This window comes from Phycisphaerales bacterium AB-hyl4 (assembly GCA_041821185.1).
Taxonomy (GTDB): domain Bacteria; phylum Planctomycetota; class Phycisphaerae; order Phycisphaerales; family Phycisphaeraceae; genus Natronomicrosphaera; species Natronomicrosphaera hydrolytica.
The window spans coordinates 246,628-253,988 of the sequence record JBGUBD010000007.1 but is presented as its reverse complement, the minus strand read 5'-3'; the positions used below and the strand labels follow the sequence as shown (position 1 = coordinate 253,988).

Below are 7,361 nucleotides of genomic sequence, written 5' to 3'. Positions count from 1 at the left end.
TACTGCCGGCACCACATAAGGCAGTGCTGGCCCCCAACGCGGAGCCATTGAATGGCCAACGCTTCATCAAAAACGCCTCACACGCCCCGGGGGGGCGGGGGGGGGGGGGGGGGGGGGGGGGGGGGGGGGTGGGGGGTTGGGGGGGGGGGGGGGGGCGGCCAGTGCACCTGAAGGTGCACTGCCCTGAGGTGAGGGATGAGACTCAGATTTTTTTGCGGGTCATGGCGCGGCGCATGTCGCGGTCGGCGTCACGTTTCTTGATGTCCTGGCGTTTGTCGTGGGTCTTCTTACCCTCAGCGACGCCAAGTTCGAGCTTGGCTTTGCCACGGACGAAGTAGATCGCCAGCGGGATGAGCGTCGTGCCCTTGGACGCGGAGAAGCCGGCGAGTTTGTCGATCTCGCGTTTGTGGGCGAGCAGTTTGCGCGACTGCTTCGGGCCGTGCTGGTTGATGCCGGCGTGAGGGTAAGGGGCGATCTCGACGTTGTGCAGATACAACTCACCGGAGCGTGGGTCGACGCGGGCGAAGCCCTCGGCAAGCGAGACCTGGCCGAGGCGGATGGACTTGACCTCCGTGCCCTGAAGGACGATGCCGGTCTCGAGCTTTTCGAGAATGTGATAGTCGTGCCGGGCGCGACGGTTCTCGATGCGCGGGTTGAGGTTGGCGGGCTTCTTGTGCTTGGACTTGGCCATGGCGGGCTATTGTAGTGCGAACTCACTTGCCGACGCAGAAGGTGGCGAAAACGCGGCCGATGACGTCGTCGGGCGTCATCTCGCCGCCGAGCCCGGCCAGCGCGTCGAGCGCGCTGCGTAAATGCGATGCGATCAGCTCAACGTCATCCAGTGACGGGCTTTCACGCTGTGGCTCGACCCAGGCTAGTGCGTCCGCAAGCTGCTCGCTCGCGGCTTTGAGCGCGTGCTCGTGCCGTGGCTGCAAGGCGAGCATGTCCGAGGCGACGCTGACGCCACGCTCGGCGATACGGCGAGCAACGGCGTCACGCAACACGTCGAGGCCGAGGTCGGCGTGGACGCTGACGTGGAGCTGGTCCGACGCGGGCGGCTCGACCGATGGCATGTCGGCCTTCGTGCGAACGTGCAGCGTCGGTGTGTCGCGAGGGAGCGTAAGACCGGCTGACGGTGGCGCGTCTTGGTCGGCCGTATCCGTGACCCGAAGCAACAGGTCGGCTTGCGCGATGGCGCGATGCGCTGCGGCTTGCACCTGCTCGTCGAGCGCGGCTTCGGGGCGATCGAGCCCGGCGATGTCAACGAGCATGACCTCAACCGATCGGCCGTGCGCGTCGCGCAACGTCATCGGCTCGGCAAGTACATCACGCGTCGTGCCGGGCTGCGCATCAATCACTGCCCGCTCGCGACCGAGCAGCGCGTTGAACAGCGTACTTTTACCCACGCTTGGCAAGCCCACCAGCACCACGCGAGGCAGCGCCTCAAGCGCGCCCCACGATCGGCTACGCTTCACCAGCGCACGCAGGCGATTCGCCAGCGATCCGAGTCGACGGTGCAGCTCCGCCGGGGCGATGGGCACCACATCTTCCTGGTCGACAAAGTCGATGCCCGCTTCCACCAGCGCGAGCACGGTGGCAAGCTCATCGACCAACTCACGTGTTACGCTTGCGAGTTGGCCCTCGCGCAGCATGGTCGCGGCGGCGAGTTGGCTGTCGCTTACGGCGGCGATGGTCGCAGCGATGCCCTCGGCCTGCGTCAGGTCAAACCGGCCGGCCAGATAACCACGAAACGTAAACTCGCCCGGCTCGGCCAGGCGTGCGCCGGCGGCGAGCATGGCATGCAGCACGCGATCCAACAGCGCGGGGTGGCCGGGCAGTTGCAACTCGGCCACGTCGTCGCCGGTGTAGCTGTGTGGGCCGGGGAACCAGGCAAGCAACGCCGGCATGGGCGGGTCGAGCAGCCGCACGCGTTGCAGCGTGCGCCGCGGCAGGTCGGCGGGCAGGTCGATGAGTTGTGACAGCACGGCTCGTGCGTCGCGGCCGCTGAGCCGAAGCAGACCGCGCAACGATCGGCCCGGCGGCGAGCTGACCGCGGCGATCGTGTCGTGCGTGGTGGTGTGCAAAGGCATGATGAGCGGCGAAGCGTGGCAGCGCGCGTGGCGATGGTGGTTGGGGCGAGCGCGCTCCGCGGCGCTTCGCGGCTAACGCGTCGTCGTTATTTGCGCTTTTTCTTTTTGCCGCCGCCGTCGCCCGTCTGCTGCTTCTGCTGTTCGAACATCTGCTGCTGCTTGGCTTCGATGACTTTGTGGATACGGTCCATGAAGCCGCCGGGCTTGACCGGCTTCTTCTCGAACAGTCTGCCTTCATCTTCAAGCTGCTTCACATGCCGACGCACGATCCAGCTGTCGATGATGCCCGCGAACGTCGACGCGCAGATGTACAGCGTCAAACCCGACGGCGCGGAGTAGAGGAAGACCGGCATGAGGAACGGGAAGACGATGCGCATGATCTTCTGCTGCCGAACCATCATCTCCTGCTGCTCGGTCATCTCGCCCTCCGGTGGCGGCGGCGCGGTGAGCTTCATGTTGAAGTAGAAGACGAGGCCCATCAGCAGCGGCAGGATGTTGATCGCGGCGAACTGAAGGTTGATAAACGGGATGAACGTGACTTCAAAGCCTTCGCCCGGGAAGCGGATGAAGTGGTCGGCACTGGAGAGGTCCGCGAGGAACAGCCAGCCCGTGCCTACCGTATCGCCGATCCACTGGAACACGCCGTAGAAGGCAGGCTGATGTCGCAGCTCGATCGCGAAGTAGAGCATCGCATAGAGCGCAATCCAGATGGGCATCTGGAGGAACATCGGCAAGCAGCCGAGCATGTTCGCGGGGTTGATACCCTTCTCCCGATAGAGCTTCATCATCTCGCGTTGGAGCTGCTGCTGATTGTCCTTGTATTTCTTGCGCAGCTTTTCCATGTCAGGCTGGATCGCCTGCATCTGCTTGCCCATTTTCATCATGTTCGTCTGGGCGCGCTTGGTGATCGGGTGCAACAGCAACCGCACGAGCAGCACGAGCAGGATGATGGCGATGCCCCAGTCCGCGACCAGCCAGTAGAACCATTCGAGCATCCACAACAGCGTCCGCGCAAGCCACTGGAACGTGCAGAACGCACAGCCCAGCTCATAGCGGATCAGCTGGTTGAATTCCAGCAGGTCGTACGGCCGTTCCTCAAAAATCCGTCGATCGCGCGGGCCAGCATAAACCGCCAAACTCAGGTCCGTCTGCTCACCCGCATCCAGGCGAAGCGTGTCCGTGCCGAGCGTGAACACCACCGCCCGGCGATCGTCCGGCACGTCGGTGTTGGGCGGGACGGCAATCGTGCCCACACGTGGGAAACGATGCTCCAGCGCGGGCACGTCGCCCGTCCGCTGCATATCGTCGGTCACCACCGGGTGCGTGATCGTGGCGAAGTAGCGGTTCTCGGAAGCAAGCCAGGCCAACTCCGACTCTTGCGGCACGTCGGGGTTGGGCCATATATCGCCTCGGCCGATCAGCGTATGCCGCGGCATGAAGCCGTTGCGCGTGAAGATCGTGTTGCGGCGGGGGTCATACCGCACATCGAAATAGCCAGCGACGAACACCCGCCGATCGCCGAGGTACGTCGCGTCATCCGCGGTGATATCGCCTTGGATGTTCTGTTCGAAGCTCACATCCAACGGCTGGTCCGAGCGGTTGATCGCAAACTGATCGAACTGAAGATCGTAGCTGTCGTTGGCCAGTACAAACCGGCGGACGAGTTCGAGCACCGGCTCGCCATCCGCGTCGGCGATGATGAGGCGGTAGGTCACGCGCTGGCCGGCGGCGTCGGCTTCAGGGTCGTCGGCAGACCACTGCACGGCCTGCAGGTCGATGCGCTGTTCGTTGATCACCACCGACCGCGCCGCAAACGGCAGGATCGTGTACTGGTCCGGCTCGTTGGGGCCCGGCCGAGGGTTCGGCGCCGAGACCGTGCCGAAGATCAGGTAACGCTCGTCCGTCTCAATATTGCGATCGTAGTTGGCAAGCACCGCCTGCCGAATGCCCGCGCCCCAACTGCTGATGTTCACGCGCATGCGGGCCGGCGTATCCGGGTCATCATCACCAAGCTGCACCGCTGCGGGCCGCTCGGCGGGGAGCACTTGCAACGTGTCCAACGCCGGCGCGGGCTCGTCCGGTTCATCGACCTCGTCCGGGTCGCGATCGGGCTCGGCAGGGTCGCGCGGCGTCGCGGGCTCGGGCGCCGTGGCCGGGTCCGGCTCGGCATCGGGCGCAAGCTCTTCGGTCAGCGGCGGCGGCACGTGCTCCGTCGCCGGGTCAATGGCAGGCTGGTCCGGCGCCATGCCGCTGCGCATCACCGCGACAGCGACAAGCAGGCCCAGCACGATCGCCAGCAGGGGGATCGCAATCCTCATCAATCAATCAACCTCGAAAGCGGTCTAAATAAAGAATGATCACCTGCCGCACACCCGGCTATACGCCAGAAACCCCGCCGATTCGCAAGGCTCAGCCGCGGGCTTGGGGAGCGGTCGACCATCCGTGGGTGTCGTCAACGCATTGCGACGGATCGTCGCAAGTCCGCCAGTATAGAAACCCCGCCAACCGGAAGCGAACGAGCCCTCCTGCAGGGGAATTTCGGATTTGGGATTTCGGATTTCGAATTTGAGATTGAAAACGATCGACGCCCTCCCTCCCCAAATTCCGAAATTCGAAATCCCAAATCCGAAATTCCCCCTTACTCTCGCCCGGCTCGAAGCAGTTGCGTCAGCGGCAAGTGCGTCGGGCAGACATGCGAGCACAGCCCGCAGTCAATACACCACCGCAGTGCGTCCGGCTGAATGCCCCGATCCACCTGCCGTGCCAACTGCACCGGTCGCAGCTTCGTCGGACACGCCGACGCACACCAGCCACACGAAATACAAGGCTCCGCCTTCGTCGGCACGGGCTGCGTCACCATGCACACCAGCTGGTCCGATTCCGGCACCGTCGGCGGCAACGGCCCCTCCGGCCCCGTGGCCGCCACAATCGGCCGACCGGTCATCGGATGCCCCACCACCGCCCGGCCGTGCAGATCATTTGCCCGACCCGTCAACGCCGGCGCAAGCGTCGCCAGCCGCTGCCCCGGAAACACCCACTGCGTTCCCATCGGCTCGCTCGGCGAAGCCCACCCCACCATCGCCGGCCGCGCCAGGTCCACCTCGCCCCGCTCGATCCACCGCCCCAGTCGAATCGCCACCCAGGGCGACACCACCAGCACCCCCCGCCGCATCGGGTTCTGCCCATGCTCCAGCCACCGCCGACGCAGCCCCGCCGCCGCCCGGGGGCCATGTTCCGCCACAACCATCACCGGGTCCGCCGACGGATACACATTCTCCACCCCCACCGCCCGCACTCCCCGCTTGCGACACGCCTGACGCAGCTGCCGATACACCGGCAGCCGGGCGTCCATCACCAGCTTGCCCACCTTCGCCCCGCAAATCTGCTTGAGCGCCCCCAGCCCCTCCGCCGCCGACTCCGGCATCCCGAACAGCAGCGACGAACGGTCCGGATAACTCGCCAACCCATCCAGCCCCAGGCAGATCACCATCCGCGGCCGAGCCTCCCGCGCGAGCACCAACTGATCCAGCAGATCGCCACCCAACCCATAATTCGGCCAGGGCCCCGTTTGTCCCAACGCCACAATCCACTCGTCCAGATCACGGCCGGACGGCGGCACACACACCCGCGACGACCGCGCATCCGCCTCCATCGGCTTGATCGTCAGGTCAAAACGCCGATCCTCCCCCAGCCGCCACGGCACCAGCGCGTCCACCCGCCCCGAGATCGGGCACGCCACCCCCACCGGATCGTGCTCCACCGGCTCATTCAACAACGCCCCCGGCTCAACCCGAAGCCCCGGCGTCATCGTCGGCCGACGCTTCAGCGTCAACCGCAACACCCGGCTCGGCAGCACCGCCGGCGGCGCTTCGAACGGCACCGCCTTCGCACGAAAAAAACGCACATCGCCCGCAGATAATCCCATGCCCCACATCTTAACCACACCCCACCCCCCACCGCACACTCCTTCCCAAAGGCAGAGCGACTTCAGTCGCTCTGTTCCCCCACACACCCCCCAACCATCACAAGCCCCACACCAACGCCCCAAGCCTATCCCCTCTCCCCCCACCTTTCGCCCGCTCGCTCAACCGCCTATCATCTTCTGCACCATGGACACTGCACTCGCCCCGATCGCCGACAAGGTTTACGCCGGCCAGCGCCTCTCCGCTGACGACGGCCTCACCCTCCTGCGCACCCGCGACATCCACACCCTCGGCCAGCTTGCCAACCACGTCCGCCGCGAGCGACACGGCAACAAGGCCTACTACAACATCAACCGCCACCTCAACTACTCCAACATCTGCGCCCTCTCCTGCAAGTTCTGCGCCTTCCACCGCAAACGCGGCGACGAAGGCGCTTATGAATATTCCGTTGACGACGCCGTCGCCGAGGCCACCAAAGCTGTCGCCGCTGGCGCTACCGAACTGCACATGGTCGGCGGACTCCACCCCTTCCTCCCCTTCTCCTACTACACCGACCTGCTCAGCGCCATCCACAGCGCCGCCCCCAACCTCCACATCAAAGCCTTCACCGCCGTCGAAATCGTTCACCTCGCCCGCATCAGCAAACGCCCCAACGACCTCACCGCTGTCCTCAGCGACCTCAAAGACGCGGGCCTCGGCTCACTGCCAGGCGGCGGCGCGGAAGTCTTCGACGACCGCGTCCACGATGAGGCCTTCAAAGGCAAAATCCGCTCCGACAAATGGCTCGACGTCCACCGTCACGCCCACAAGCTCGGCCTGATGTCCAACGCCACCATCCTCTATGGCCACATCGAGTCCCTCGAAGACCGCATCCACCACTTGGAACTGCTCCGCGAAGCACAAGACGAAGCCATCAACGAAGGACACCAAGGCCGCTTCCAGACCGTCATCCCCCTCCCCTTCATTCCCGACGACTCCGAACTCGAGCACCTCTACGGCCCGACCGCGCTCGACGACCTGCGCATGCTCGCCACCGCTCGGCTTATGCTCGACAACTTCTCTCACATCAAAGCTTTCTGGATCATGCAAACCCTCCCCTTCTCCCAGACCGCCCTCGACTGGGGCGTCGACGACATGGACGGCACCGTCGTCTGGTACGACATCACCAAAGTCGGCGGCGCAGACAACCACCAGGAAGTCGATGTCTCCACCCTCCGCCGCGCCATCCTCGACGCCGGGTACGAGCCCGTCGAACGCGACACCCTCTACCGCACCGTCGAGCGCACCGGTGCCCAATGGCGTCTCGCCGACCAGCCGGTCACCGTCTGATCCGCGATTTCGCCCCATT

General features: G+C 65.1%; 5 protein-coding genes. 1 reads left to right on the top strand and 4 read right to left on the bottom strand.

The window, feature by feature from the left end; all coding sequences use genetic code 11:
* Nucleotides 1-202 precede the first annotated feature (202 nt).
* The 4 genes from smpB to ACERK3_13365 all read right to left on the bottom strand — a co-directional run bounded on the left by smpB (nucleotide 203) and on the right by ACERK3_13365 (nucleotide 6,015).
* Nucleotides 203-691, bottom strand: coding sequence for an SsrA-binding protein SmpB (gene smpB, locus ACERK3_13380; protein ID MFA9479277.1), 489 nt, complete (start codon nucleotides 689-691; stop codon nucleotides 203-205).
* A gap of 22 nt (nucleotides 692-713) precedes the next feature.
* Nucleotides 714-2,090: a tRNA modification GTPase gene (locus ACERK3_13375; GenBank protein ID MFA9479276.1), complete on the bottom strand. Its 1,377-nt coding sequence runs from the start codon at nucleotides 2,088-2,090 to the stop codon at nucleotides 714-716.
* A gap of 86 nt (nucleotides 2,091-2,176) precedes the next feature.
* Nucleotides 2,177-4,408: a YidC/Oxa1 family insertase periplasmic-domain containing protein gene (locus tag ACERK3_13370; protein ID MFA9479275.1), complete on the bottom strand. Its 2,232-nt coding sequence runs from the start codon at nucleotides 4,406-4,408 to the stop codon at nucleotides 2,177-2,179.
* 320 nt (nucleotides 4,409-4,728) lie between these two features.
* Nucleotides 4,729-6,015 carry a 4Fe-4S dicluster domain-containing protein gene (locus tag ACERK3_13365; protein ID MFA9479274.1) on the bottom strand — a complete coding sequence of 429 codons (1,287 nt, stop codon included), beginning with the start codon at nucleotides 6,013-6,015 and terminating at the stop codon, nucleotides 4,729-4,731.
* Between the two features lie 184 nt (nucleotides 6,016-6,199).
* On the opposite strand from ACERK3_13365, the gene mqnE reads away from it, so the two are divergent.
* The gene (gene mqnE / locus ACERK3_13360; GenBank protein ID MFA9479273.1) at nucleotides 6,200-7,342 is read left to right on the top strand and encodes an aminofutalosine synthase MqnE; all 1,143 of its coding nucleotides are present in this window, start codon (nucleotides 6,200-6,202) and stop codon (nucleotides 7,340-7,342) included.
* The last annotated feature ends 19 nt before the right edge of the window (nucleotides 7,343-7,361 follow it).